The following is a 25595-nucleotide window of genomic DNA, read 5'->3' as shown; positions in this document are numbered from 1 at the left end:
GTCGGGGAGGGAGCGTGGGGGCGGTTGGACGGCCGGGATGCAGACGCGGTCGCGTCCCAGTTCCTTGGCCCGATAGAGCGCCAGGTCGGCGGCGGCCAGCAGGTCGATCAGGTCGTCGCCGTGGACGCTCATCAGCGCGACACCCGCCGAAATGGTGACCCTGATCAAGGTGTCGTCGGCGGGGATGGCCATGTGGCCGATGCGGGAACGCAATCGTTCGGCGACCCGGCGGGCCTCGTGGATGTCGGCGCCGGGCAGCAGGACGACGAACTCCTCACCCCCGAAGCGCCCCACCACGTCATAGTCGCGTAGCTGGCTGCGCAGCGTGGCCGCCACCCCCACCAGGACCTGATCGCCGACCAGGTGGCCGTGGGCGTCGTTGACGCGTTTGAAGTGGTCGATGTCAATGATCAGGAGGGCCAGGGTGTCGCCGGTGCGGCGGGCGCGGACTATCTCCGTGTCGGCCTCGCGCTGCCAGGCGGCGGCGTTCAGCAGACCGGTCTTGGCGTCGGTACGGGCCGCGGCCTGGAGTTGGGCGTGCAGGAGGCTGCGCTGCAGCAGCACCACCGGCGGCAGGGTGAGCAGCAGCAGAGCCAGGTTGAGGCCACAGCCGATCGAGACCGTGACGCCCAGGCAGAGCTCGACGATGTCCAGCAGCATGCTCTCCCTGTCCCACAGCACCTCCCGCCACGTGATGTCGGGGTCGGCGGTGTGGGCGGCGATGGCGATGAGCGCGATGTTCAGCAAGGAGAACAGCACCGCGGCCGCCACCGCATACATGATCGGCGGACCGCTGCCCCGCGACAGCACCCAGGGATCCTCGACGAGCCAGTGGAACACGACGGACGCCGTGCACCCGGCCAGGCCGATGGCGGCCGAGCTGAACACCCGCCGGTAGAGCACCGTCGCCCGGACCCGCACCTGCAGCAGGACCTGCAGCACGATGGGCGCGAACAGCGCGTAGACCGGGGGCAAGAGCAGAGCCACCGGCAACCACCAGGCCGACAGCAGGTCCCGCGAGACTCCGGCGGGCATCCCCAGACGTCTGGTGGCCTCGATGCACACCGCGCCGCATCCCATGAGGGCCGCGAACGTGAGCACATCCGACCACCGGAACTCGGTGGATGACGCGAACACCGTGATCGCGACGAGATCAAGAGCGACAATCGCGCACAAGTAGACCACGAGCGGACGGCGTTGCCCGAGCAACGGCCAGCGGCCGACCAGTGTTGACACACCGTCGCGAGACTTGATCGAGGCGTGACTGGTCGCCGCCATCTCGTCTCCTCCCTGACTAACGATGTGTAACACAATAATTGCGGAGTGTGCGTCGTGCGATGGGAACCGATACGTTGGCAGAGACCACACCTGCTCACTCCGCGAGCGGGCCGTGCTGGAAAGGAGCAGCCATGGTGCGGGGCGTGATCTGGACCTGACAGATGCTCTAGCGATGTGATGCGGGCAACACACCATCGGCCGCCCTCGGGGCGATCAACGGGCCAGGCCGGTGCCCCCTCCCCCCTCCTCTCCGGTTACCCCTGTGCGCTTTCTCTTCCTCCCTCGTCGGCAGACAGTCGAGACCGCTCAACCTCCCCCTCCTTCTCCCGTCGAGACTGCTCAACCTCCCCCTCGTCTTCCTCATCGAGACCGCTCAACGCTGAACGCCTCTCTGCGTGCCTTCCCGCCTTCCCCTTGCCGCTGCTCCCGTTGATGGCCTGACTTACTTCCCGCCGTTCGTTCCGTTGCTCACACGCGCAACATCCTGTTGGGGACGGTGGACGGGCGCTCATCTCTTCCGTGCTCACCGCCCCTGTGTTCCGGGTGCCGGACTTGGCGGCTGCTCTCCGGCCGGATCGTCGTTCCCGCCGTAGGCCGGCTCGGCAATGTCGCTTGGTCAGGGGCACCGGATGCGGCGGCCGGTGCCCCTGCTCGCGTGGCGCCTACGCCGCCGCTCGTTCCTCCATCGTCAGCGGCTCGGCCTCCTCGTCGCCTTCGTCCCCGGTGTGCTCTGGCTCGTCGCCTGGCAGGTGTCCCGTGTCGCCCTCCGCGCCCAAGGTCCGTACGGTGTCGGAGTCGCGATCGGCGCCCAGGACGCGCACCGCGTGGCCGTCAGCCGCGGAATCCAGCCGGGCAAGTGGCCGGAGGTTTCGTGAGCCCATGGCCCAGTCCTGGGTCTCCTCGTCGAGGCGGTCGCGCATCTCCTTGCTCATCGAGCCGGTGCCGCCGCGCCGCTCCGGCTTGGTGAAGACGCCGGTGCCCCAGCGGAGGTCGTGGCCGACCGCACTGGCCTCTATCTCGGGCATGAAACGGCGGTCGCCCTCCGCGCCGAACTCGCGGATGCGCAACTTGCCCGACACCACCACCGGTTGCCCCGCCCGTACGGAGGTGGCGACGTTGTCTCCCAGGGCACGCCAGCAGCGGACGGTGAAGCAGACTCGGTCGCCGTCCGTCCACTGGCCCGTCTTCTTGTCGAAGTAGCGGTGTGAGGTGAGCACCTTCAGCGACGTGACCTTGAGGCCGTCTTCGAAGGTGTATTGCCTGGGCTCTGCTGCGACGTTGCCGGTGAGCGTGATGTAGATGTCGTTCATCCCGTGCCTCCCATGCGGCGGGCCGGCTGCCCGCGACCTGGGAATACGGTGCCGTGGGAGGCCGTGGTCGCGGGCGGCGGAACGGGATTCTGTGGATGGAGGCGTCAGGGTGAGCGGAGGCTGTGGACAGGCCCTGGTCTCGGAGCGAGCGGAGGCTGAGGACAGGCCCTGCTCTCGCGGCGAGCCGAGGCTGAGGACAGGCCCTGCTCTCGCGGCGAGCCGAGGTTGGGGGCAGCCCTGGCGGCGGCGCGACAGGGCTGCCGCAGTTCGGTTCTCCGGTGCCTCAGCCTGGCTGAGCTCTCCGGCGTCAGCCCGACAAGTCCCGCAGGGCCGTGTGGAAGGCGTGGTGGCGGGCCAGCTCGCGTTCGACGGGTTCCACGACCATCGTCGTGGACACGGCGGCGACCCGGCGCCGCATCTCGCGCTCCAGCCGCTCCCGCTCCCGCGACGCGCCCAGCTCGACGAAGTTGCGTGACGCGATGCCCGACAGCACCCCCAGACCCAGCACCGAGGCCATCATCAGCACCACCCACGGCAGCGTCGCACTGTCGCCGAGCAGCTCCAGCGCCGGCGGCAGCTGTCCCGGCGTGAGCAACCCGGCCGCCAGCCAGGCCGCGCCGGCCAGGAACGCCGCCACCAGGAAGTACTGCCACACCTTGAGCAGCCGCCACCATCCGGGCACCCGATCCAGCCGCGGCGCCACTTCCGTGAGGTCCTCGGTCAGCGCCTGCGGCAGCTGGCCCGCGCGGGACCTGGCCGCCTGGTGCACGGCCGTGCGCCACACCGGGTGCATGCCCATGGACAGCCCGTCGGCCAGCGCGTGCACGGCGTTCGCGACCTCGGCCGACTGCGCGCTCACCGAGCCGGTCGTGATGCCGCGGATCTCGTCGCCCACGTCCTCCAGGCGCAAAGTCTTCAGCGGGTCGGAGCCGAACCTGGAGATCCACCGCTGGTACGGCCACCCGACCCACCGGCCGGACCGCTCCGCGTAGACGTTCTCCATGGCCTCGCCCACGGCCGGTACGCCCACCGCGTCGCACAGCGCGTCGGTCAGCCCCATCCTGCGGGCTTCGTCCACCGAGGAGGGCGCGGACAGCGCCTCGCCCAGCGGCATGGCCTCGACGATCCGCTGCTCCACCCGCTGGAGGTCGGCCTCCAGCTTCTGGATGGCGGCCCGTCGACGGGCGACGGCGGTCGCGATGACGCTCTTGAGGCTCTCGATGCCGCGCCCGGTGACCGCCGAGGTGGGGACGACGCTCGGATGCTCGACGCCTTCGCGGCGCAACAGGTCGTTGAGGTCGATGACCAGCTCGGCCAGCTCTTCGGTGGTGAGCCGGTCAGCCTGGTTGAGCGCGAACACGGTCACCGCCTCGTGCCCCGCCAGCTCCGTCACGTAGCGCCGGTGTGTGGAGGCGTCGGCGTACTTCTGCGGGTCGAGCACCCACACCACCAGGTCGGCCAGGCCGATGAGCCGGTCAGCCTCGGTGTCGGTGAGCGCCCTGATCGAGTCGTGGTCGGGCAGGTCGAGCAGGATGAGCCCGTGGAGCTGGCTGTCTCCCTTGTCGAGCGCGCTGGCCCGGGAGAAGCGGTGCCGCCACTGGATCTGCAGCCAGTCGAGCAGCGGCGCCGCGCCCTCCAGCCCCCACACGCAGGCGTGCGTGCGAGCCGTGGTCGGCCTGCGTACGCCGGTGGGCGACAGCTCGAGCCCGGAGATCGCGTTGAACAGCGACGACTTCCCGCTGCCGGTGCCGCCCGCGAGGGCGACGACGGTGTGCTCGGACGACAGCTTGAGCCGGTCTCCGGCCCGCTGCAGCAGCCCGTTGGCCTCGTTGAGCAGCTTCTTGTCGAGCCGTCCCGGGCCCAGCTCCACTATCTTGGTGAGCGCGGTCAACCGCGCAGCCAGCCCGGGCCTGGTGGTCATGGTGGTCATCGAGCGACCTCGAGGTTGTACGTTGCCTGATAAAGGCGGGTCGCGACGGACTCGTCGGGAATGCCCGCGGAGTCGAGCGCTTGCACGTAACGCATGGCTTCCTCGTCGAACAGCATGCCGATCCTGGCCCGCAGGTCACTGAGCACCTTGGCACCGATGCCGCGTAGCGACTCCGCGCCGAGCAGGGCGTTGACCAACCGGTGCGGCACCCCTTCGCCGTTGCCCCCGCTGAACATCGCGACCGTGAAGATCAGCGAGAGCGCGTCGGGGTCGAACGACACGAGCTTCGACACCGACCGTTTGGCCACGCCCTCGGTGCGTACCAGCTCGCCCAAGTGCTCCTGCCAGGAGGCGATGGCCCGGCTGGTGTGGCGTATCAGGTTGTCGGAGGGCCTGTCGAGACCCTCGCCGAGCTTGGCGCCCAGCTCGGCGCGGTGCCGCCAGCGGGCGGCCACCTCCTCGGCGGCGCGGTTGGCGGCGGCGACGATCACCGACTCCAGGCCGGTGCGGATCGCCGCCTTGAACGCCATGATGCGCTCGGGCGCCTGATTGGCGGCCCGCCCGCGCTTGCGCAGCTGCAGGGAGCGCATGAGGTCGCCGGAGCCGGCGAAGTCCTGCCAGCGGGCCAGCACCTCGCCGTGGAGGAGCGAGCCGTTCTTCGACGCCTTGTCGATCTCGCTGAGGGCGCTGAGGAAGGCCGCCTCCACGTCGTTGCGCAGCTCGGCCCGGAAGGCGGCCTGCGCCTCCAGGTGCTTGGCCAGCGCGGGCACACGGGTGCGGAAGCTGTTGAGCACGCCGTTGAGTGTCTCGCGTACGGCCTCCGCGCGCCGTTCCTCGTCGACCGAAAGCTCGGCCAGCCACATCCGCAGGTCGGTGACCTCGCTGTCGGGCAGCTTGCCGTCGGTGACCTTCGACTCGTTGATGACGAACCTGTCGATCTCGCCCAGGCCGTATTCGGTGAGCATGCGGACGAAGTGCTTCAGCACCACGTCGGCGGATCTGGGTTGCACCCGCGACAGCACGATGGCGAGGCGGGCGGCGCGTTCCTTGGCCAGCTTCAGCAGGTTCCAGGCGGGGGCGTCGGCGTATCGGGCCGCCGTGGTCACGAAGATCCACAGGTCGGCGGCGTCGAGCATGCGGTGCGCGACCTCGTGGTGCTCCTCGATGACCGAGTCGATGTCGGGGGTGTCGAGCAGCGCGACGCCCTGCGGGAGCTTCTCGGTCGCGACGATGACGATGCCGTTCGTCCCGGTATCGGCCGAGGGCTTCTCGAGCCGCTCCAGGTTGCGGAGCAGCTCTCCCTCCGCGAACCATTTGCGGTCCTCGGGGTGGCAGACCAGCACGGGGGTGCCGGTGGTCGGGCGGCGGATGCCGGTACGCGAGACGTTCCGCTCGGCGAGAGAGTTGACCAGGGTGGACTTGCCCGCGCCGGTCGAGCCCGCGATCACGATGAGGGCGGGCGCGGCGCTGGTCCTGACCCGTGGGAGCACGTAGTCCTCGAGCTGGGCCAGCAGCTCGGCCTGCGCCTGCCTGGCGTCATCGGCGCCCGGCAGATCGAGCCCGAACCGCAGGTCGGCGACGCTCCCCCGGAGCGTGTCCAGCGCCGCCATGAGCGCCTCGGCGGTCTCTGCGGGCAACTCCTCGGTACGGGCGCCCGCCGCGGCAGGCTCGGGGGTCTCGTCCGAGGCTGGGGTCTCGTCCGAGGCCGAAGCTTCCTCAGGAGTCTCGTCGGACGGCTCTACGTCAGGCGTCTCGTCGGACGGCTCAACGTCAGGCGTCTCGTCCGAGGCATCGTCAGCCGCTTCGGATGAGACGTCGTCAGGTGCTCCGGCGGCGGGGGCCGGCTGCTCATCGGACGGCTCGTCCTCGGACCACGGCCAATCGTCGTCGTCCGGCTCGCCTGCGGGCGGCTCGTCGGCGGCTCGCGGCTGGTCTACGTCTGACTCATCGTCGCTCGGCCGGCTCTGGTCGTGCTCCTCGGCGGCCGGCTCTTCGGCGGGCGGTGCCGGTGCCGCCTCGTCCGTCGCAGCGGGCTCCCCCTGCTCGGGAGGGGCCTCGACGGTGGCCGGCCCTCTGAGCGAGGCAGGCTTCACGAAGAGGGAGGGGCGTTCGGACGCGGCCGGGTCGGCGGGCTCGGCAGGCGGCTTCCCCGACGCGGACCGCCCTGCGGAGGCGCCCGGCTTCTCGGGCTCGGCCGGCCCCGCGGAAGCGACCGGCTTCTCGGGCTCGGCCCCAGCCGCCGAAGCGACCGGCTTCCCGGGGGCGGGGCGGCCGGAGCCGGTGGCGGGCCTTCGGGGCGCGAAGAAGTTCACGGATTCGGCGGGCCTCCCGGGCTCGGAACGATTGGTGGCGGCGGGCTCCTCCTCTGAAGGCGCGCCGGCGGCACCCGGCTCTTCCTCGTCCGCCGGCGCCTCGGGGCCGGCTCGCCCGTCCGCTGTACGCGGGTCGCCGGCTCGCTCGTCCGCCGCGCGTGGCTCGTCGCCGCGCGCGGTCTTCGGGGTGCCTGTGCCACCCGCGGCGAAGGCGTCGAAGGTGTCGTCGTCCCGCACCGGCCGGAAGCTCAACGTCTGCTCCCCCAGTGACTCGTGCCGCCCGTCATCCATGGCCGTGTTCACGGCAAGCGCTCCGCTCGAACCATCTCGACCTCCTGGCCCACCCTGACGACGTCGCCGACGATGACGATCGCCGGCGGCCGTATCCCAGCCGCGGACACGCGGTCGGCCACGGTGGAAAGCGAAGCGATAACCGCCCGCTGGGTCGGAAGGGTACCGTCCTGTACCACCATTACGGGAGTCTCCGGGGAACGTCCGTCGCGAAGGAGCGCCTCGGCCACCTTCGCCAGCCGTTCGACGGCCATCATCAGCACCAGCGTGCCCTGGGAACGGGCCAGGCCGGGCCAGTCGACGGTCGACTGGGGGTCGTCTGGCGCCACGTGCACGGAGATCACGTGGAACTCCTGGCTGACCCCGCGATGCGTCACCGGCACCCCGGCCACCGCGGGCACCGCGACGGCGCTGGTGATGCCGGGCACGACCAGCACGGGGATGCCGGCCTGGGCGCAGGCGATCATCTCCTCGCCGCCGCGCCCGAACACGAACGGGTCGCCGCCCTTGAGCCTGACCACGAACTTGCCCTGCCTGGCGCGGTCCACGAGCAGCTCGTTGATCGTCTCCTGGGACAGCGCCCTGCCGTAGGGGACCTTGGCGGCGTCGATCAGCTCGACGTCGGGCGCGAGCTCGTCGAGCAGGGCGCGGGGCGCGAGCCGGTCGGCCACCACCACGTCGGCCTGTGCCAGGAGCTGCCGCCCGCGCACCGTGATCAGGCCGGGGTCGCCGGGGCCGCCGCCGACCAGGGCCACGCCGACCGGCTTCGTACGGTTGCGCCGGGCGTCGACGGTGCCGTCGCGCAGCGCCTCGACGACCGCGTCCCTGATGCCTGCGGCCCGGCGCGGGTCGCCACCCGCGGTGACGGCCACGCTGATCTCCTCGACCCGCCCCGTGGCGGGCGTCCAGGCGGCGGAGGCGTCCTTGTCGTCGGCCCGCACACACCACACGCGCTTGGCGTCGGCCTCGGCGGCGATCGCGGTGTTGACGGACCTGTGGTCGGTGCAGGCCTGGACGAGCCAGGCGCCGTCGCAGTCGCCGACCTCGTAGGGCCGGGCGTGCCAGGTGACCCGGCCCGCCGCGATGAGGTCGTCAAGGGCCGGGGTCACGCTCGGCGACACGATGGTGACCTCCGCACCGGCCTCTATCAGCGCGGGAACGCGCCGCTGCGCGACGCGGCCGCCGCCCACGACGAGCACCCGGCGGCCGGCAAGCCGCAGGCCGAGGAGGTAGGGGCCCATGAGGGGAATCTCCCGTTCGCGAAGGTTGTGTTAGGAGGTAAACCTACCGGCTCTTAATCCGTCATTTGCTGCGCACGGGTCAACGTCCGTCAAGAAGGGGCTGCCGGGGGTCCCAGCGAGGCCCGCCCTGCTCGTCCTTGCGGCGTCTGGCCATCGCTGACAGCGCCTCAAGGATAACGCGGTTCCCCAGGTACGCCGTGATGTCCGCGTGGTCGTACGGCGGCGCCACCTCGACCACCTCCATCCCCGCCACGGGCAGCTCGTAGCAGATCCTGCGCACGGCGTCGAGCAGTTGCCTGGCGGTCAGCCCGCCGGGCTCGGGCGTCCCGGTGCCGGGAGCGTGGCCGGGGTCGCAGACGTCGATGTCCACGGACAGGAAGATCTGGTCGCAGTCGTCGAGCGCGATCTGGAACGACTCGGTCAGGCACTCGTCGAGCCCGCGCGCCACGACCTCGGTCATCTCGTACGAACGCATGTTCCTGGCGGCCATCCAGGCGAGCGTCTCCGGCTCGGGCCAGTAGCCGCGCAGCCCGATCTGCAGGAACCGGTCGCCGCGGATGGCGCCGGACTCGATGAGCCGCCGCATCGGCTGGCCGTGGCCGTAGAGGTGGCCGAACGCGATGTCCCCGGTGTCGGCGTGCGCGTCGAAGTGGATCATTGAGGTACGGCCCGCCGCGTACGCCCTGGCGGTGCCGCGGGCGTCCGGCAGCGCGACGGTGTGGTCGCCGCCGAGCACCAGCGGGATCGCGCCGGAGGCGGCCACGCGGTGCACCGCGTCCTCGATCGCGGTCAGAGCGCCCTCGACATCGCCCGAATAGCACTCGACATCACCGGCGTCGAGCACCCGCAGGTCCTTCAGGGCGTCGACGCGCAGCGCCAGGCTCGGCCTGGAGCCGTCGTGCGGCAGGTAGCAGGCCTGGCGCAGCGCCATCGGCCCGAATCTGGCCCCGGGGCGGTTGGTGGTGCCGCCGTCGAACGGGGCGCCGATGATCACCACGTCGGCGTCCTCGTAGCTCGCCGGGTCGTTGACGTCGCAACGGTCCACGCCCAAGAACGTGATGTCCGGGCCGTACATCGGGCCATAACGGGACACAGCTCACCTCCGGTGGCCCCATCATCACACGGGTTTCTCGGTCACTCCCGCCGAGTCGAAGGTGGCCACGTCGTGCATCACCCGTACTGCCGCGCACACCATCGGGTGGGCGAGCAGGCCGCCGGTGCCCTCGCCGAGCCGCAGTTCCAGGTCCACCAGGGGGCGCAACCCGAGGTGGGCGAGCGCGGCGGCATGGCCGGGCTCGGCCGAGCGGTGTCCGGCGACGCAGTGGTCGGGCGCGGCCGGGTCCAGCGCGGCGGCCACGAGGGCGGCGGCGCCGGCGATGACGCCGTCGAGGATCACCGGTACACGGGCCGCCGCCCCTCCCAGGACGAAGCCCGCGATGGCGGCGTGCTCGAACCCGCCGACGGCGGCCAGCGCCCGCAGCGCCTCGCTCGGCTGCCGGTACACGACGGGAGCGGACTGGAGCCCGTCCGAGCCGTGCCCGGACTCGCCCGAAGGCCCCGCCGTGTCGCCCGTCAACCCGTTCGTCTGCAGGGATTCGCGGACGATGTCCACCTTGTGCTCGTACGTCTCGTCGTCGATCCCCGTGCCCCTGCCGGTCACCTCGGCCGCGTCCTTGCCGGTGAAGACGGAGATGAGGGCGGCGGAGGCGGTGGTGTTGGCGATGCCCATGTCGCCGGTGATCAGGCAGCGGGCACCCGAGGCCACCAGGTCGCGGGCGACCGTGATCCCGGCCTCCAGCGCTCTGACCGCCTGGTCGACGGTCATCGCCGGGCCCCGCGAGAGGTCTGCGGTGCCGTACCCGATCTTGTGTTTGACGAGGTTGGGCGCGTCGGGCAGGTCGGCGGCGACGCCGACGTCCACCACGGTCACGGACACGCCGGCCTGGGCGGCGAAGGCGTTGGCGACCGCACCACCGGACAGGAAGTTGGCCACCATCTGCACGGTGACCTCCTGCGGCCACGGGGTGACGCCGCGGGCGTGCACGCCGTGGTCGGCCGCGAAGATGGCCAGCGCGGCGGGGGCCGGCATGGGCGGAGGGGAGACGCCGGCCGCGCCCGCGAGGCGGATCGCGAGGTCCTCCAGCGCCCCGAGCGAGCCCCGGGGCTTGGTGAGGCGGTCCTGGTAGGCGCGGGCCTCGGCGAGCGCCGTCAGGTCGGCGGGGCGGATCGCGGCGAGCGTCTCAGCGAGCACGGCGTACCTCCACAGAAGGGCCTTCTCTCGAAAGGCCGCTGTTACGGGACGAGTTGGAGCGCTTCCTCGTATCGGTCGATCACGACGTCGGCCAGGGTCTCGCAGTCGCCGATCACCTCGGCGCAGCGGATGTCGAGATCGGGGTGGCCTGCGCCGTACGCCAGCGCCTGCGCCCACACGCGCTCCAGCATGCCGCCCGCGAACAGCAGGTAGGGCACCACGATCACGCGCTTGGCCCCCAGGCGGCGGCAGCGTTCGAGCCCGCCGGGCACGCCGGGAGGGGTGACCGACACGAACGCGGTCTCGACGGTCATGAAGTCGTAGGCGTGCGTCTCCCAGAACAGCCGGGACACCCGGTGGATCTCGGCGTTCGCCGTCGCGTCCGTCGAGCCCTCGCCCACCAGGACGACCGCGGTCTCGCCCGGCTCCACGTGCCCGAGGAAGTCGTCGGTCGGCGGGGCGTCGACGGCGCGCAGCCGGGGCCGGGCGCCCACGAGCTCCAGCGGGCGTGGTTTGGTGATGTCGGCGGCGGCCTCGTTGAGCCGCTCGGCCAGCAGCTTGAGCACCCGCGGGTCGGGCCCGAGGGGGCGGCCGTAGTCGTACATGAGGGTCGGGTGCCGCTTCTGCTCCAGCTCCATGGCGGCGCCGAAGTCGTCGCTCACCCTGCTGAGGCTCAGCGGCAGCGCCACCAGGCGGTGGTGTCCCCTGGCGACCAGGGAGGCCACGGACTCGCTGAGCCGTGGCGTGGCCCGCTCAAGGTAGCCCCCGGAGACGTCGGCGCCCGTCTGGTCGAGGCGGCAGCGGAGCCTGTGTACGAACCTGCCGAATTCCGCGGCGTAGGCGTCATCGTGCGAGCCCTGCCCGATCAGCAGGAGCGGCGGCTTCATCGTGTGGGAATCTCCGGTGCAGGGTGGACGGTGCGGTGGACAAAGTCACGCGAGGATAACCGATGCGCACCGGTAGGGGACAGGTCACGCTGTGTGCGCAGGTGTCGCGTGCACCACGAAGACCGGGTCAGAGGCGCTCAGCCGGTGCGAGCCGTCGGGGTTGACGATCAGCTTCGAGGCCAGGATCTGGGTGCCCTCGCCGCGGTAGCCCTGCTCGCGCAGCCGCTCCAGCACGGCCGAGACCTGCTCGACCTTGTTGAGCGCGCACACCAGCGAGCGCGGGCCGCGGGCGGCGCAGGCGACGACCACGTCGGGGCCGCCGCCGCCCACGAACACGGCGTCGGGGTCGGGCAGCGGCTCCAGCGCCGGCGGCGCCTGCCCCCTGGTCAGAGCCACCTTGACGCCGTGCGCCAGCACGTTGGCGCGCAGCTTGGCGCAGGCCTCCTCCTCGCGTTCGACGGCCATGACGGCCGCGCCCAGCCTGGCGCACTCGACGGCGATCTCGCCGGCTCCGGCGCCCACGTCCCACACCAGGTCGCCGAGCCGGGGACCCAGCTTGGCCAGGATGAACGCCCTCACCTCCGCCGGGATCCTGCTCTGGAACGGAAGCGCCCACTCGGCGGGACCCGGCTGCGCGCCGGCGACCCAGCTGCTCTCCTTGGGCTGGTGCAGCGGGTCGATGATGAGGACCACGTCGGGGTCCTTCCACGGGCGGGTGGTGGCCTCGCCCATGCGGCTGTGCGTGACCCGCTCGTCGGGCCCGCCGAGGTCCTCGCAGACGATGAGCGCGCGGGGCGTGGTGGGGGCCAGCTCCCTGGCGATGTCCCCGGGGCCCACGCCGGGCGCGACGAGCAGCGCGACCTTGGGGTGGGCGCGGCAGGCGTTCACGGCGCGGTTGAGCTGGTGCGGGCCGGACGGGGCGACCACCAGTGCGTCCTCCCAGTTGAGCCCGGCACAGGCGAAGGCGCGGGTGACCAGCGACATGGCGGGCAGCACGTCCGGTTTGAGGCCGTGTGCCCGCAGCGTGCGTACGACGCCGAAAAATCCGGGATCGCCCTCCGCGACCACGACGGCAGGACCCTCGCCGTGTTCGAGGTGGTCGTCGAGGGTCTCGAGCAGCGTCCGGTCGGCCGCGGTCGACGCGGTGAGCTTGAGCTGCCCGAGAATGGCGTCGGGCCCCACGACGAGCCGGGCCTCGTGCAGCCGATCCACCGCCTTGGCCGAGAGCTCGGATCCGTCCCAGCCGACAACCGTGATCATTGCGCCTCACCCTCCTCACTCAAGGGTGACGGGTGCGGAGGGGTTTCACAAAGGGTACGAAGGACAGTCCGGTGTGCCCTCAGGCCAGGTCGGACGGGATGAGGGCGGTCCACTCAGGCGAGATCCGCCGGGATGAGGCTGTAGACGACGAGATCCTCGCCGCCGAGGGAGGCGCGGCCGACGCCCTCGCGGACGAAGCCGGCCTTCTCGGCCACCCGCTGGGACTCCGGGTTGTCCACGGCCGTGCGGAGCTGGAGCCGGTTGAAGCCCTGCCGCTCGAACAGCCAGCGCGCGACCGCCAGCACGGCCTCGCCGGCGTAGCCGTGGCCGCGCACCCACGGGGCGGTCATGTAGCCGACCTCGGCCGACCGGTTGTTCCAGTCGACGTCTCTGATGTCCACGTTCACGGCGAACCGTCCGGTTTCTAGCTCTACGGCCGTCCAGCCGATGCCCGCGCCCCTGATCCTCGTCCGTTCCGTGCCCTCGATGAACGCCCGCGCGTGCTCCTCGGTGTAGCCGCGCGGCACGCTCGTCCTGGCCTGCGTGAACGGGTCCGCGGCGGAGGCGGCCAGCTCGGGCGCGTCGGCGGGGACGGGCGGCCGTAGCAGGAGCCGCTGGGTACGCAGCTCCGTCCTGGGCAGGATGTTCGCCGGGGCGCGGCCGTCGCCGCGGAGCAGGCCGAACACGACGAGGTCGTGCGGCCCGTCGTCCTCCATGGCCGCGGCCCGCAGCACGCCTTCCCAGCTGAAGCCCGCTTTCTGGGCGACGCGGAGCGAGGCGGCGTTGTCCAGGTTGGCGGTCAGGTCGATCCTGCGCAGCTCGGTGGTCTCGAACGTCCAGCCGACCAGCCCGCGCAGGGCCTCGGTGGCGAGGCCGCGGCCCCGATAGAGGGGGTGGACGCCGTACCCGACCTCGGCCGTGCCCGCGCTCCACGAGGTCTTGAACAGGCTGATCGCGCCCACGATGACGCCGTCGACGTCCGTCATGGCCAGGTGCAGGCCCTGCCCGGACCTGCGCAGCTCGTGCACGCCGTTCGCGAGCCACTGGGCGATGCCGGACACGTGTGCGGGGGCGCCGGGCGGGAGGAAGCGGACGCCGGATTCCACGATGGACCGGACGCGGGTGGTGTCCTGGGGGCCGAACGGCCGCAGCGTCAGGCGGGCTGTGGCGATGCTCACGTCGGGATCGAACACGCTGGGCAGGCTACACAGCCGCGATGTTTGCCCACGAAAGCGGGGGTAGGGGCGCAATTGAGAGGAGTGAGGGAACTATGGAACGTGGGAGCGACAAGCACGGCCCGCGCCTGGACGATCAGCAGAAGCACGAGACCGAGGGCATGGTCCGCGGCGGGGGCACGACGCACGCCGAGGAATGGAAGGAGCCCGAGGCCATGCCCGCGGCCGGCGAGGAGTCCAAGCAGTCGTACCCGCCCGGTCATGAGCCCGGTGTCCCGGAGGGCATGACGCAGCAGGACGCCGACGTGCGCAGCGACCTGGCCAAATGGCTGAGCGACACCCATTGGCCGGTGTCCAAGGGCGAGCTCCTGGAGCGGGCGCGCAGCGAGGGCGCACCCGATCGGGTGATCGACATGGTCGATTCCCTCCCAGAGCGCAGCTATTCCAACATGGCGGATATCGCCAAGGCTCTCGGCATCGGCGTGGAGAGGCGGAGGTGGTGACTGGTGCGGCTCGACTTCATCCGGCCGCTGTACGAGCGACGTGGTCCGTACGCGTCGGTGTACCTGGGGGCGCTCACCAGGCCCGAGCGGAAGGCGCACTGGCGTAGCATGCGCGACCGGCTCCTCCGGCTCGACGGGGCCGACCCCGCGACGCTGGACGCGCTGGAGGAGGAGGCCGAGCGGGCCGCCGCCGGGCGGGCGCTGTTCGCCACGCACGGTGAGGTGGTGCTGGCCGAGTCGCTCGCGCGGGCGCCGGACGAGCTGGCCACCTGGTCGCCGCTGCCGCACGTGACGCCCATGCTCATGCAGCGCGGCGAGAACGTGCCGCACGTCCGGGTCATCGTCGACCACGCGGGGGCGGAGCTGACCGCGTTCGGGGGCGGGGCGCCGCGCAGGGTCGCCGTGGAGGCCGCGGAGTGGCCGCTGCAGAAGACCGCGCAGGGCGGCTGGTCGCAGAAGCGCTACGAGCGGGCGGTCGACGAGACGTGGGAGAAGAACGCGGTGGCCGTCGCGCACGAGATCGACGAGCAGGTACGCCGCATCGGCGCGGAGCTGATCATCGTGGCCGGCGAGCCGAAGTCCCGCTCGTACCTGCTGCACCATCTCAGCACCAAGTCCGCGGACCGGGTGATGATGGTCGAGCACGGCAGCCGCTCCAACCACGGCCAGTTCGAGGAGGACGTGGAGAGGGCCCTCGACGACTGGCTCGACCGCAGGCGCGCCGAGCTGCTCGAACGCCACCAGGAGGCGGCGGGGCCGGTCGGCATGGCCCGCGTCGCCCACGCCCTGCGGGAGGGCCGGGTGCACGCGGTGCTGTCGCCCGGCGAGCTGCCGAAACCGGTCTGGACCGGCGAGGGCGGCACGCAGCTCGCCACCGACCCGGCCGAGCTGCGCCGGTGGGGTGTGGACGAGCCGGTTCAGGACCGCTCCGACTCCGCGCTGGCCAGAGCGGCCGCGATGACGGACGCGGAGCTGTGGTTCACCAGCGCCGTCAAGGACGTGGCGGCCGTCCTCAGGTACTGATGATCACTTCGAGCGTTCTGGGTCCGTGCACGCCCTCGACCCGGTTCAGCTCGATGTCGCTGGTGGCCGACGGGCCGCTGATCCAGGTGAGCGGGCGCGACGGGTCCAGTCTGGCGATCGCCTCCGGGACGCAGGAGACGACCTGGTCCGCCCTGACCACGCAGAGGTGGTAGTCGGGGACCAGCGTCTGCGCCCTGGTGCCCTGGCCGGGGCCGTGGTCGAGGACGATCGTGCCGGTCTCCGCGATGGCCACGGCGCAGCCGGTGATCACGCCGTCGGCGGTGTTCAGATCGTCCCATCCGTCGCCGTCGGGCCGGATCATGCGGCGGCCGGCGACGAGTTCGTCGATCTTGGCGGGCACCTCGGCGGCCGGGAGCACGTGAACGATCGCGCGGTAGTCGTCCACGCGCTCGGCGAACAGCCCGACCAGGTCCTCCACCTGCTGCGTCGTACGGTAATCGCGGGGGATCTCGACGTCGCCCGCGCCGGCGACGGCCTTGCCGATCCTGGCGAGGATCTCGTCACGCGCGCTCATTCCGCTCCCTGCCCATCGGTCGCTCGCCGCTCCTCACTGGCGTTCGCTTCCCACCAGTCTCTGAAGGATTCTTCCGGGATCTCGGGCAGGTCCCTGGTGTCGGTCCACGCGGACATCGGCCCGGGCAGCCGCTTCGGCACCAGCTTGCGCAGCCGGGTGGCCGCGCGCTGGGCCTTGGCCAGCCGGGCGTGGTCGTTGAGTATCCAGCCGGCGACCTTCATGCCGGCCCGCTCCGCGGCCGCGTGCGGGGCTTTCGCCCGCAGGTCCACCAGTACCTCCGGGATGTCGATGGCGACCGGGCAGACGTCGTAGCAGGCGCCGCACAGGCTGGAGGCGAACGGCAGCGAGGCGTCCAGGTCCGAGGACATCCCCCGCAGCTGCGGGGTGAGGATCGCGCCGATCGGGCCCGGATAGACCGACCCGTACGCGTGGCCGCCCGCGCGCTCGTAGACCGGGCACACGTTCAGGCAGGCCGAGCAGCGGATGCAGCGCAGCGCCTGACGGCCGACCTCGTCGGCGAGCACGCCGGTGCGGCCGTTGTCGAGCAGCACCAGATGGAAGTCCTGGCCCTCGACGGCGCCGGTCCACATGCTCGTATAGGGATTCATCCGCTCGCCCGTGGAGCTTCTGGGCAGGAGCTGGAGGAACACCTCCAGGTCCCGCCAGGAGGGCAGGAGCTTCTCGATCCCGACCACGCTGATGAGTGTCTGCGGGAGGGTCAGGCACATGCGGCCGTTGCCCTCGGACTCCAGCACGACCAGCGTGCCGGTCTCGGCGACCATGAAGTTGGCGCCGGAGATCGCGACCTTGCTCTTGAGGAAGCGTTCGCGCAGGTGGAGCCGGGCGGCCTCGGCGAGGGCGGGCGGGTCGTCGGTCAGGTTCTCCGGGACCTTGGGCATCTTGTCGAGGAAGATCTCGCGGATCTCCGACCGGTTGCGGTGGATCGCGGGGACCAGGATGTGGCTGGGGAAGTCGTCGCCGAGCTGGACGATCAGCTCGGCCAGGTCGGTCTCGTACGCGGTGATGCCCTGCTCGGCGAGCGCCTGGTTGAGCTCGATCTCCTGGGTGGCCATGGACTTGACCTTGACCACCTCGGTCTCGCCGGTGGCCTTGACCAGGCCGGCCACGATGCCGTTGGCCTCGGCGGCGTCCCTGGCCCAGTGGACCGTGCCGCCCGCCCTGGTCACCGCCGCTTCGAGCTGGACCAGATAGCGGTCGAGGTTGTGGAGCGTGTGGTCCTTGATGGCCTTGCCGGCCGCGCGGAGCTCTTCCCAGTCGGGCAGCTCGCCGACGACACTGGCCCGCTTGCCGCGGATGGTGTGCGTGGCTTTGCGGAGGTTGTAGCGGAGCTGCGAGTTTTGTACGGCCTTCTCAGCGTTTTCTGGGAAATTTCCGGGCATGCCGAGGAACGTCGCGCTCATTGGGCCTCCTCCGTGGATGCCAGGATCTCGGCCAGATGCATCGTCCTGACGCCGGTCTTCTGGCGGCTCAGCGTGCCGCCGATGTGCATCAGGCACGAGTTGTCCGCCGCGCAGAGCACCTCGGCGCCCGTGTCCAGGATGCTGCGGGTCTTGTCCGCGCCCATGGCCGCGGACACGGCCGGGTTCTTGACCGCGAACGTGCCGCCGAAGCCGCAGCACTCCTCGGCGCCCGGCAGCGGCACCAGTTCCAGGCCCCGGACGTGCTGGAGGAGCCTCGTGGGCCGGTCGGCCAGGCGGAGGCCGCGGAGCGAGTGGCACGTCGGGTGATATGTCACCCGGTGCGGGAAATATGCGCCGACGTCCTCGGTTTTCAGGACGTCGATCAGGAACTCGGACAGCTCGTACACCTTCGGCACGACCTCGGCGATCGCCGCCGCTCCCCTGCTGCCCGGCTTGGCCAGCTTCGGGTACTGCTCGCGCACCATGGCCGCGCACGACCCCGACGGCGCGACGATGGCGTCGTACCCGGCGAACACCTCGGTGAAGTGCCGGGCCAGCCGCACGCCCTCCTCCCGGTAACCGGTGTTGACGTGCATCTGCCCGCAGCACGTCTGGGCCGCGGGGAAGTCGACGTCGCAGCCGAGCCTGCGCAGCAGCGACACGACGGCCTTGCCGGTGCCGGGGAAGAGCGTGTCGTTCACGCACGTGATGAACAGGGCGATTCGCACGACTCTCCTTCCAAAGTATGGTCCGACCACAGTATGGTCAGACCATATCGAATCACATCCTCTCCGGCCAGCATCAGGAGGCTTCGTTGGACGGCACCGGCTGGCGTCCCGTCAAGCGAACGCGGACCTTTGAGGACGTGCTCGCCCAGATCGAGCGGCGCATCGCCGAGGACGGCCTCACCGTGGGCGACCGGCTGCCCGCCGAACGCCAGCTCGCCGAGCAGCTCGGCGTCAGCCGGTCCTCGGTACGCGAGGCCATGCGCGTGCTGGAGACGCTCGGTGTGGTCTCCTCGCAGGTGGGCCGGGGGCCGGACGCGGGGGCCGTGCTCACCTCGCGCCCGGACTCGGCGCTGACGGACCTGCTCCGGCTCCATCTCGGCCTGGCCACCCTGGAGATGCGCGAGGTCATCGACGCCCGGCACATGATCGAGCAGTGGGCCGCCTCACACGCGGCCGCCGGGCGCGCCGACACCTCCGCCCTCGCCGCCGCCCTCGCCGGGATGGACGCGGCGGGGTCGGCCGAGGAGTTCGTGGAGCACGACACGGCCTTCCACTGCGCGATCGCGGACGTGTCGGGCAACCGGCTCATCGCCGCCATCATGCGGTCGCTACGCGACTCGATGCGGAGGTACTCGGTCGAAGCGGTGCAACGCCTGGGCGACACGTCGATCCTGCGCGCCGACCACGTACGCATCCTGGAGGCCATCGACCGGGGCGAGGCGGGCGAAGCCGCTCAGGCCGTCTCCGAGCACCTGGCGCACGCGTATCCCGCGCTGTTTCCTCATTGACGGGCATCGGCCTCCCGGCAGCCGGCGCCCGAGCAGCTCACCATGCCGGCCAGCCGCTCGTCCAGATTGGCCAGCAGGGCCGGATCGGCGCTCCATGCCAGGTTGCGCAGCTGGTACGGATCCGTCTGGAGGTCGTACAGCTGCCGCTCCCCCGTGTCGTACCGAACATAGGTGTATTTGTCCGTCCGTAGCGCCTGGTAGGCAGGCACGGGTGTCTGCCGGGCCGACGCCCGGTTGGCCGGTCTGGCGAACTCGATCAGCACGTTGTGGCGCCACCGCTCCGGCGGCCGGCCCTCCAGGAGCGGCACCAGCGACCGTCCCTCGGCGAAGGCCGGCGGCGTGGTCCCGCCCAGTTCGGCGACCGTGACCGCGAGGTCCACCGTGACGCCCATGTGAGCGATCGTGGAGCCCGGCTTGACGCCGGGGCCGCGGGCCACGAACGGGACCTTGATCGCCTCCTCGTACGGGGTGGTCTTGCCCTGCGCGAGCCGGTGCGTGCCGAGGTGGAAGCCGTTGTCCGAGGTGAAGATGAGGTACGTGTCGTCGAGCCGGCCCGTCTCCCGCAGCGTTTCGACCACGGTGCCGACCAGGTCGTCCACGCCGAGCATGGCCCGCAGCCTGGCGCGGTAGTGCTCGTCCACCCTGGCCACTTGCAGCGGGGAGAGCGGGGGCCGGGTGCGCAGCCAGAGCGGCTCCAGGCTCACGTCCGCCTGGTTGAACGACGGCGTCCGCGGCGCCATGGCCAGCGGGAACGCGGCCGTGTGCCGCAGGGCCGGGTTGGCCGGGTTGTGCGGCGCGATCGGCGCCAGATAGAGGAAGAACGGCTCCGTCGACCCGGTGATGAAGTCGCGGCTCTTGCGGGCCAGCACGTCGGACAGGTAGTCCTCCTCGGACCAGCCGTAGTCGGACGGGCTGCCGTTCTCGTTGAGCCGGTAGCCGTACTCCTCGTAGAGGTCGCGCACCGGCACGGCCCATTCGTCCCAGCCGGGCGGCACGTGCGTCTCCTGGGCGGTGCCGCCCGGGTAGTGGTTGAGGTACTTGCCCATCAGCGCCGTGCGGTATCCGGCCCCCTGCATCCAGGTCCCGAGCGTGGAACGTTCCAGATCCTGGGCGTGGAAGCGGTCGAATCCGCCTTCCGGGGCGGTGTTGGTCAGCACGCCGTGGCTGTGGACGTACTGGGAGCGCAGGATCGACGCCCTGGACGGGCAGCACCACGAGTTCGTCACGAAGAACCGGTCGAACGAGGCTCCCTCGCGGACGAGATGCCGCGTGATGTTCGGGAAGTACGGCAGCGTACCGGCCTCGAGGTCGTCGACCACGATGAGGACGATGTTCGGCCGGGACGCGCTCACGGCCGCCATGGGCTCGGCCGCCGGGAGCAGGAGAAGCAGCAGGCAGGCGACGCGGCAGAGACTTTTGAGCACGGAGGGTGACTTCCCCGGAAGATCCTCCATTGACACCCCGGCCCGCCCGAGCCGTAATAGAACTTAATTCCGGAGGTGTCACATGAAGCTCGGGCTCAACTTGGGCTACTGGCAGCGCAACGCCGACGACGCGACCGAATCGGTACTGGCGGCCGAGCGGCTCGGCTACGACTCGGTGTGGACGGCGGAGGCGTACGGCAGCGACGTGTTCACGCCGCTGGCCTGGTACGGCGCGCGTACCAGCCGCATCAAGCTCGGCACGTCGATCGCGCAGATCTCGGCCAGACCACCTGTCACGACCGCCATGACCGCGATGACCCTCGACCATCTCACCGGCGGCCGGCTGCTGCTCGGCGTGGGCGCCTCGGGGCCGCAGGTCGTGGAGGGCTGGTACGGCCAGCCGTTCGCCAAGCCGCTGGCCAGGACGCGCGAGTACGTCGAGATCATGCGCAAGGTGTGGCGCCGCGAGGAGCCCGTCACCAGCGACGGCCCGCACTACCCGCTGCCGCTGCCGGGCGGCCTGGGCAAACCACTCAAGCTCATCACACATCCGCTCCGCCAGGACATCCCCGTCTATCTCGGGGCGGAGGGCCCGAAGAACGTCGCCCTGGCCGCCGAACTAGGCCAGGGCTGGCTGCCGCTGTTCGCGTTCCCCAGCAAGATCGAGGAGATGTACGGCGAGTCCCTCGCGGGCGCCCCCGAGGGCTTCGACGTGGCCGCCATGGTGATGGTGGTGATCTCCGACGACGTGCGGGCCGCACTGGACGGCGTGAAGATGATGCTCACGCTGTACATCGGCGGCATGGGCGCCCGGCACCGCAACTTCCACGCCGACATCATCGGCCGGATGGGGTACGCCGAGGCCGCCGCGCACATCCAGTCGCTCTACCTGGCCGGGCGGAAGGACGAGGCGTTCCGGGCGATCCCGGACGAGCTGGCCGACGGCATCTCGCTCGTCGGCCCGCCCGGGCGGATCAAGGAACGCCTGGAGCTCTGGCACAAGAGCCCGGTCACGAGCCTGCTGGTCATGGGCCCGCGCGACGAGCCCTCACTGAAGCTGGTCCGCGACCTCGTCCTGGGATGATCAATCGGGCCGCGGGGCCGGGTCGGCGGTGACCGACCGGAGCAGGGGCCTGCTCAGGGCCCCAGCGCCGATCACCCCGGCGAAGCCGACGACGACGCAGGTCACCAGCGTGATCAGCCCGACCGCGCTGACCCCGCCGATCATGAACGGCAGCCCGCAGAACACCCCCACCAGGATCGCCCCGCCACCCATCACCGCCAGCGGGATGAGTGTCTCCGCGCGGCGGGCGCGGTCCAGGACCTCCAGAGGGGTGCCGGCCAGCCGCAGCAGCCCGTACGTCTGCCGCCGGTCCAGGATCGACGACGCGGCCGTGATGCCCGCGCTGGCGATGGCCACCAGGAACGACACCGACAGCACGACGATCGTGCCCACGCGGACGTCGGCCAGGAGCTGGATGCCGAAGCCCTGGTCGTCCGCAGCCGTCGTGGGGGTGCGGCCGGGCACGAGCCCGGCGAGCGCGGTGCGCGCCCGGTCGATCGTGGCGGCGTCGGCCGAGCTGCCCAGGGCGGCGACGACGACGTTCTCCGACCGCCTGACGGTGGCCGTCACCTTGGCGGCCGCCAGCCGCTCGCGTGCCTGCTCGGTCACCTTCGCCACCTGCCCGGCCGGCGCGGTGACGCCGAGTTGGGCAGGCCCGGCGTCCCCGGTGAAGGTGGCCGGGCTGAGCAGGCCGAGGAAGCCCGCCACGAAGCCGGTCAGGGCCACGCCGCTCACCGTGCGCCAGGCCGAGCGCGGATCGTCCACCAGCCTGCGCCCCGCGAGCAGCCGGGCGGGACCGCGTGCGCTACGCGCCGTGATCCTGCCGATCACACCGACCACCCACGGGCCGGCGAGGTTGAGGCACAGGAACGCCAGGCCGAGCGCCACGGCGACGACCACGACGCTGCTGTTCTTGCTCAGCACGGAGAACGCGGCAAGCACCGCGAGCAGGGCGAGCACCCGGACGAACCGCATGGCGGGCGGCGTCTGCCGCTTGGCCACGCCCAGCGGGCTCACCACGACCCGCTGCAGCCCGGCCACCGCCGACAGCCCCACCAGCAGCGGCACCGCGACCACCACCGCGGCCAGCGCCGGCACGCTCGGGAACAGGTCCCCAGCGAACCACGGGCCACCTTGGATCTCGATGCCGGCCAGCAGCGGCACGGCCAGCGCGAAGACCACGGCTCCCGCGAGGGCGCCGGCCAGCGCCATGATCACCGCCTCGGCCACGGTCATCGTCACCACCTGCCCAGGGGTCGCGCCGACCAGCCGGAGAGTGGCCAGCCGCTGGTCGCGCCTGGCCACCGTGAGCCGGGCCGCGGCGCCGCCGAACACCAGCAGCGGCACCACCATGAGCACGCTCGCGACCAGCGCCAGCGACTTGTACGCGCCCGCGTCCTCGCTCGGCGTGCCCGCCAGGCTCGACACCTTGGTGGGCGGCTTGGCGATGATCCAGTCGTCGCTCCGCGAGTCGATCATCTCCGGCGCGTCCGGCTTGTGGCCGACCACCGCGACCAGCTCATCCGGGTGGACCAGCCCTGTGTCGCCCAGCACGCCCGCAGGGTTCGGGTAGCGCTTGGCGAGCTGATCGGCAGGGAGCCGCCCGGCCAGCTCGGCCAGGGCCGGCGACAGCCACACCTCGCCCGGCTCGGGGAAGCGCGGCAGGCCGGGCGGCGCGGGGACGCCGTCCTTGAGCGCGGCCAGGTCGACGACGGTGATCGCCTGGTCGCGTACGTAGTCGAAGCGCAAGGCCTCGATCGCCACAGCGCCGTCCTTGGCGGGAACCGGGTTGCGCCAGGCGCCGCGGTCGGCCCTGGCGTCGAAGGCGAAGTTCGCGGCCAGGGCGAACAGCAGCAGCGCGGTGGACACGGTGACGGCGCCCAGCGTGAGCCAGGTGCCCAGCAGGCCCCTGCGGCCGCCGCCCTTGAGCAGCCGCCAGGTCAGGTCGAGGTTCACGCGGTCCTCCCGGGCGCCGGTCGCGTCCGGTCGCGGCTGAGGCGCGGGGCGCGGCTCATGCGCGTACCCCGGTGGCGAGGAGCCGGCCGTCGCGGACCTCGACCGTGCGGTCGCACCAGGCGGCCACGTTCGGGTCGTGGGTGACCACGATCAGCGAGGCGTCGTTGTGCCTGGTCGCCTCGACCAGCAGCCGCATCGTGTCCTGCCCGGTCTGCTGGTCGAGCGCCCCGGTGGGCTCGTCGGCGAACACCACGGCCGGCTTGGTCACCAACGCCCTGGCGATGGCCACCCGCTGCGCCTGCCCGCCCGACAGCTCGCCCGGCCGCCTGGTCTCCATCCCGTGCAGGCCGAGCGGCGCGAACCACTCGCGCGCCTGCCGTACCGCCTGTGTCCTGGGCACGCCGCCCAGCATGAGCGGGAGCGCCGCGTTCTCCTCGGCGGGCAGTTCGGGCAGGAGCTGCCCGAACTGGAAGACGAAGCCGAAGCGGGTACGGCGCAGCGCGCTGCGCTTCCGCTCGCCCATCGCGTCGATGCGCTGCCCGAGCAGGTGCACCTCGCCCGCGTCCGGCTTCATGATCCCGGCAAGGCAGTGGAGCAGGGTCGACTTGCCGGAACCGCTCGGCCCCATGATCGCCACGGCTTCGCCGCCCCGTACCGTGATGTCCACGCCGCCCAGGGCGACCGTCTGCCCGAACCTCTTGTTCAGGGCTCGTCCAACAAGCACGTCGTTCATGGCCTCTACCCTCCCCGGGTGGGGTGGGCCCGGGATCGGCCGTCCGTCCATAACCGCCTCGGCCGAACGGCCGATCTCTAGAGTTGGGGCGTGACTATTCGGGTTCTCATCGCCGACGACCAGCAACTGGTGCGTACCGGCTTCCAGATGATTTTGGATGCTCAACCGGACATGGAGGTCGTCGCGGCGGTGGCCGACGGGGCCGAGGCCGTCGCCGAGGCCAGGCGGCTCAGGCCCGACGTGTGCCTGCTCGACATCAGGATGCCCAAGCTCGACGGGATCGAGGTGACCCGGATCCTGGCCGGTCCCGGCGTGGACGACCCGCTGCGGGTGGTGATCGTCACGACGTTCGACCTGGACGAGTACGTCTACGGCGCGCTGCGCTTGGGCGCGACCGGGTTCCTGCTCAAGGACAGCGGGCCCACGCTGCTGATCGAGGCGGTCAGGGCGGCCGCGGCGGGCGACGCGCTGGTGTCGCCGTCGGTGACCGTACGGCTGCTGCAGCACCTGGCCCAGCCCCGGCGGCAGGTCCCGCTCCCGGCGAACGATCCGCTGACCGACCGCGAGCTGGACGTCGTGCGCCTGGTGGCCAGGGGGCGCACCAACCAGGAGGTGGCCGCGGAGCTGTTCGTGTCGTTGTCGACGGTGAAGACGCATCTGGGCAGCATCCAGGCCAAACTCGGCGTCAGGAATCGGACGGGAATCGCAGCTTGGGCGTGGGAATCCGGTGTGATGAGCTGATTAACAGAGGGTCTCCCGGGATACAAGTGAATCAGTACCTCAGCGCATGGCCCGGGGGGAGAACATCGTGCGCTACACCCAGGCACCGCCTACCAGAGCAGCCTCTGCCGTATACGTGACGCTTGCCGCGCAGGTCCTCTCCCTCGCCGCCCTCGTGATCTTCGAACAGGCCCGTGGCCGCCGGCTCGCCGCCCAGCTCGCCGAGTTCGGCGGCCGGCCGCACGGGGCCGACGCGGAGGCGGTGGTGGGCGCGGTGACGGTGTTCGCGGTGTTGATGATGCTGGTGGCGGGCACCACGATCGCGGCAGGCGCGGCCTACGTGACCTGGCTCGTGCGGGCCAGGCAGCTCAACGACCGCTCGGCCCCGACGGGTCCCGTGGCCGCCGCCTGGCTGATCCCGGGCGTGAACCTGCTGGCTCCCGTGGTGCTGGTGGACCAGGTGTGGCGCGGCGCCAGGCCGCCCGCGGGGCAGCGCGCGCGGTGGCTGGCGTTGCTGGCGGGGTGGTGGCTGAGCTGGCTGGCCACGCTCGCGATGATCATGATCCGGCTGCCGCTCGACTCCTCCGCCGGGGACTTGACGGGGGTTGGGGTGCTGGAGCTGGGGTGCGCGGCGGTGGCCGCCGTGCTGTGCGGAGGCACCGTACGCGAGCTGACCCGGCTGCAGCGTGCGTCCCGCTCCCCGAACGCCATCCGTTCCGCCACCTTCCGCGTATTCCTGTCTCTTATCCACCTCTAACGCGGCCGA

The 25595-nt window shown here is 71.5% G+C and carries 22 protein-coding genes; 6 read left to right on the top strand and 16 right to left on the bottom strand.

Features of this window, described 5'->3' with window-relative positions; all coding sequences use genetic code 11:
* The 10 genes from EJK15_RS51085 to EJK15_RS51035 all read right to left on the bottom strand — a co-directional run.
* The coding region (locus EJK15_RS51085; RefSeq protein ID WP_138717720.1) for a GGDEF domain-containing protein at positions 1-1278 on the bottom strand (1278 nt) is incomplete at its 3' end.
* A gap of 662 nt (positions 1279-1940) precedes the next feature.
* On the bottom strand, positions 1941-2588 hold the full coding sequence (locus EJK15_RS51080; protein ID WP_138717719.1) for a single-stranded DNA-binding protein: 648 nt from the start codon (positions 2586-2588) through the stop codon (positions 1941-1943).
* Positions 2589-2895: 307 nt separating this feature from the next.
* Positions 2896-4518, bottom strand: coding sequence for a GTP-binding protein (locus EJK15_RS51075; protein ID WP_138717718.1), 1623 nt, complete (start codon positions 4516-4518; stop codon positions 2896-2898).
* A complete protein-coding gene (locus tag EJK15_RS75405; RefSeq protein WP_240777738.1) occupies positions 4515-7133 on the bottom strand; it encodes a dynamin family protein in 2619 nt (872 codons plus the stop codon). The genes EJK15_RS51075 and EJK15_RS75405 overlap by 4 nt, the downstream gene beginning before the upstream one ends.
* The gene (gene cobA / locus EJK15_RS51060; RefSeq protein WP_138717717.1) at positions 7130-8362 is read right to left on the bottom strand and encodes a uroporphyrinogen-III C-methyltransferase; all 1233 of its coding nucleotides are present in this window, start codon (positions 8360-8362) and stop codon (positions 7130-7132) included. Before cobA ends, EJK15_RS75405 begins: the two co-directional genes overlap by 4 nt.
* A 79-nt stretch (positions 8363-8441) precedes the next feature.
* Positions 8442-9455, bottom strand: a complete 1014-nt coding sequence (speB, locus tag EJK15_RS51055; RefSeq protein WP_138717716.1) for an agmatinase — start codon at positions 9453-9455, stop codon at positions 8442-8444.
* A gap of 24 nt (positions 9456-9479) precedes the next feature.
* Positions 9480-10613, bottom strand: coding sequence for a nicotinate-nucleotide--dimethylbenzimidazole phosphoribosyltransferase (locus EJK15_RS51050; protein WP_138717715.1), 1134 nt, complete (start codon positions 10611-10613; stop codon positions 9480-9482).
* A gap of 41 nt (positions 10614-10654) precedes the next feature.
* Entirely contained in the window at positions 10655-11500 is an 846-nt protein-coding gene (locus EJK15_RS51045) for a sirohydrochlorin chelatase (RefSeq protein WP_138717714.1), read from the bottom strand.
* Between the two features lie 84 nt (positions 11501-11584).
* Complete coding sequence (locus EJK15_RS51040) at positions 11585-12760, bottom strand: bifunctional cobalt-precorrin-7 (C(5))-methyltransferase/cobalt-precorrin-6B (C(15))-methyltransferase (RefSeq protein ID WP_138717713.1); 1176 nt, start codon at positions 12758-12760, stop codon at positions 11585-11587.
* A 113-nt stretch (positions 12761-12873) separates the two neighbouring features.
* Entirely contained in the window at positions 12874-13953 is a 1080-nt protein-coding gene (locus tag EJK15_RS51035) for a GNAT family N-acetyltransferase (protein WP_171075014.1), read from the bottom strand.
* A 77-nt stretch (positions 13954-14030) separates the two neighbouring features.
* Between EJK15_RS51035 and EJK15_RS51030 the strand changes: the two genes are divergently transcribed.
* Together EJK15_RS51030 and EJK15_RS51025 are read left to right on the top strand one after the other, a co-directional pair.
* Positions 14031-14438 carry a DUF2795 domain-containing protein gene (locus tag EJK15_RS51030; RefSeq protein ID WP_138717711.1) on the top strand — a complete coding sequence of 136 codons (408 nt, stop codon included), beginning with the start codon at positions 14031-14033 and terminating at the stop codon, positions 14436-14438.
* Between the two features lie 3 nt (positions 14439-14441).
* Positions 14442-15461, top strand: coding sequence for a baeRF2 domain-containing protein (locus EJK15_RS51025; RefSeq protein WP_138717710.1), 1020 nt, complete (start codon positions 14442-14444; stop codon positions 15459-15461).
* Here the strand turns inward: EJK15_RS51025 and EJK15_RS51020 are convergent.
* Genes EJK15_RS51020 through EJK15_RS51010 form a run of 3 tightly spaced genes read right to left on the bottom strand, consistent with a single transcriptional unit; the run spans position 15451 to position 18145 of the window.
* The gene (locus tag EJK15_RS51020; RefSeq protein WP_138717709.1) at positions 15451-15996 is read right to left on the bottom strand and encodes a LutC/YkgG family protein; all 546 of its coding nucleotides are present in this window, start codon (positions 15994-15996) and stop codon (positions 15451-15453) included. The genes EJK15_RS51025 and EJK15_RS51020 overlap by 11 nt on opposite strands.
* Positions 15993-17417, bottom strand: coding sequence for a lactate utilization protein B (locus tag EJK15_RS51015; RefSeq protein WP_138717708.1), 1425 nt, complete (start codon positions 17415-17417; stop codon positions 15993-15995). The genes EJK15_RS51020 and EJK15_RS51015 overlap by 4 nt, the downstream gene beginning before the upstream one ends.
* The gene (locus EJK15_RS51010; RefSeq protein ID WP_138717707.1) at positions 17414-18145 is read right to left on the bottom strand and encodes a (Fe-S)-binding protein; all 732 of its coding nucleotides are present in this window, start codon (positions 18143-18145) and stop codon (positions 17414-17416) included. The genes EJK15_RS51015 and EJK15_RS51010 overlap by 4 nt, the downstream gene beginning before the upstream one ends.
* Positions 18146-18231: 86 nt before the next feature.
* Here EJK15_RS51010 and EJK15_RS51005 point away from each other — a divergent pair, with 86 nt between their 5' ends.
* Positions 18232-18933, top strand: a complete 702-nt coding sequence (locus EJK15_RS51005; RefSeq protein ID WP_171075013.1) for a FadR/GntR family transcriptional regulator — start codon at positions 18232-18234, stop codon at positions 18931-18933.
* Here the strand turns inward: EJK15_RS51005 and EJK15_RS51000 are convergent.
* On the bottom strand, positions 18927-20357 hold the full coding sequence (locus tag EJK15_RS51000; RefSeq protein ID WP_240777737.1) for a sulfatase family protein: 1431 nt from the start codon (positions 20355-20357) through the stop codon (positions 18927-18929). The two genes, EJK15_RS51005 and EJK15_RS51000, sit on opposite strands and share 7 nt — an antisense overlap.
* Positions 20358-20439: 82 nt before the next feature.
* On the opposite strand from EJK15_RS51000, the gene EJK15_RS50995 reads away from it, so the two are divergent.
* The gene (locus EJK15_RS50995; protein WP_138717704.1) at positions 20440-21441 is read left to right on the top strand and encodes an LLM class F420-dependent oxidoreductase; all 1002 of its coding nucleotides are present in this window, start codon (positions 20440-20442) and stop codon (positions 21439-21441) included.
* Here the strand turns inward: EJK15_RS50995 and EJK15_RS50990 are convergent, their stop codons facing one another.
* Positions 21442-23376 carry an FtsX-like permease family protein gene (locus tag EJK15_RS50990; RefSeq protein ID WP_138717703.1) on the bottom strand — a complete coding sequence of 645 codons (1935 nt, stop codon included), beginning with the start codon at positions 23374-23376 and terminating at the stop codon, positions 21442-21444.
* Positions 23377-23431: 55 nt separating this feature from the next.
* Positions 23432-24109, bottom strand: a complete 678-nt coding sequence (locus tag EJK15_RS50985) for an ABC transporter ATP-binding protein (protein ID WP_138717702.1) — start codon at positions 24107-24109, stop codon at positions 23432-23434.
* 90 nt (positions 24110-24199) lie between these two features.
* Between EJK15_RS50985 and EJK15_RS50980 the strand changes: the two genes are divergently transcribed.
* Positions 24200-24850 carry a response regulator transcription factor gene (locus tag EJK15_RS50980; RefSeq protein ID WP_138717701.1) on the top strand — a complete coding sequence of 217 codons (651 nt, stop codon included), beginning with the start codon at positions 24200-24202 and terminating at the stop codon, positions 24848-24850.
* A 67-nt stretch (positions 24851-24917) separates the two neighbouring features.
* Positions 24918-25586, top strand: a complete 669-nt coding sequence (locus tag EJK15_RS50975) for a DUF4328 domain-containing protein (RefSeq protein ID WP_240777736.1) — start codon at positions 24918-24920, stop codon at positions 25584-25586.
* The last annotated feature ends 9 nt before the right edge of the window (positions 25587-25595 follow it).

The sequence above is a fragment of the Nonomuraea basaltis genome, assembly GCF_005893125.1.
Lineage (GTDB): Bacteria > Actinomycetota > Actinomycetes > Streptosporangiales > Streptosporangiaceae > Nonomuraea > Nonomuraea basaltis.
The sequence above is the reverse complement of the archived record's forward strand: the minus strand, read 5'-3'. Positions and strand labels throughout refer to the sequence as shown.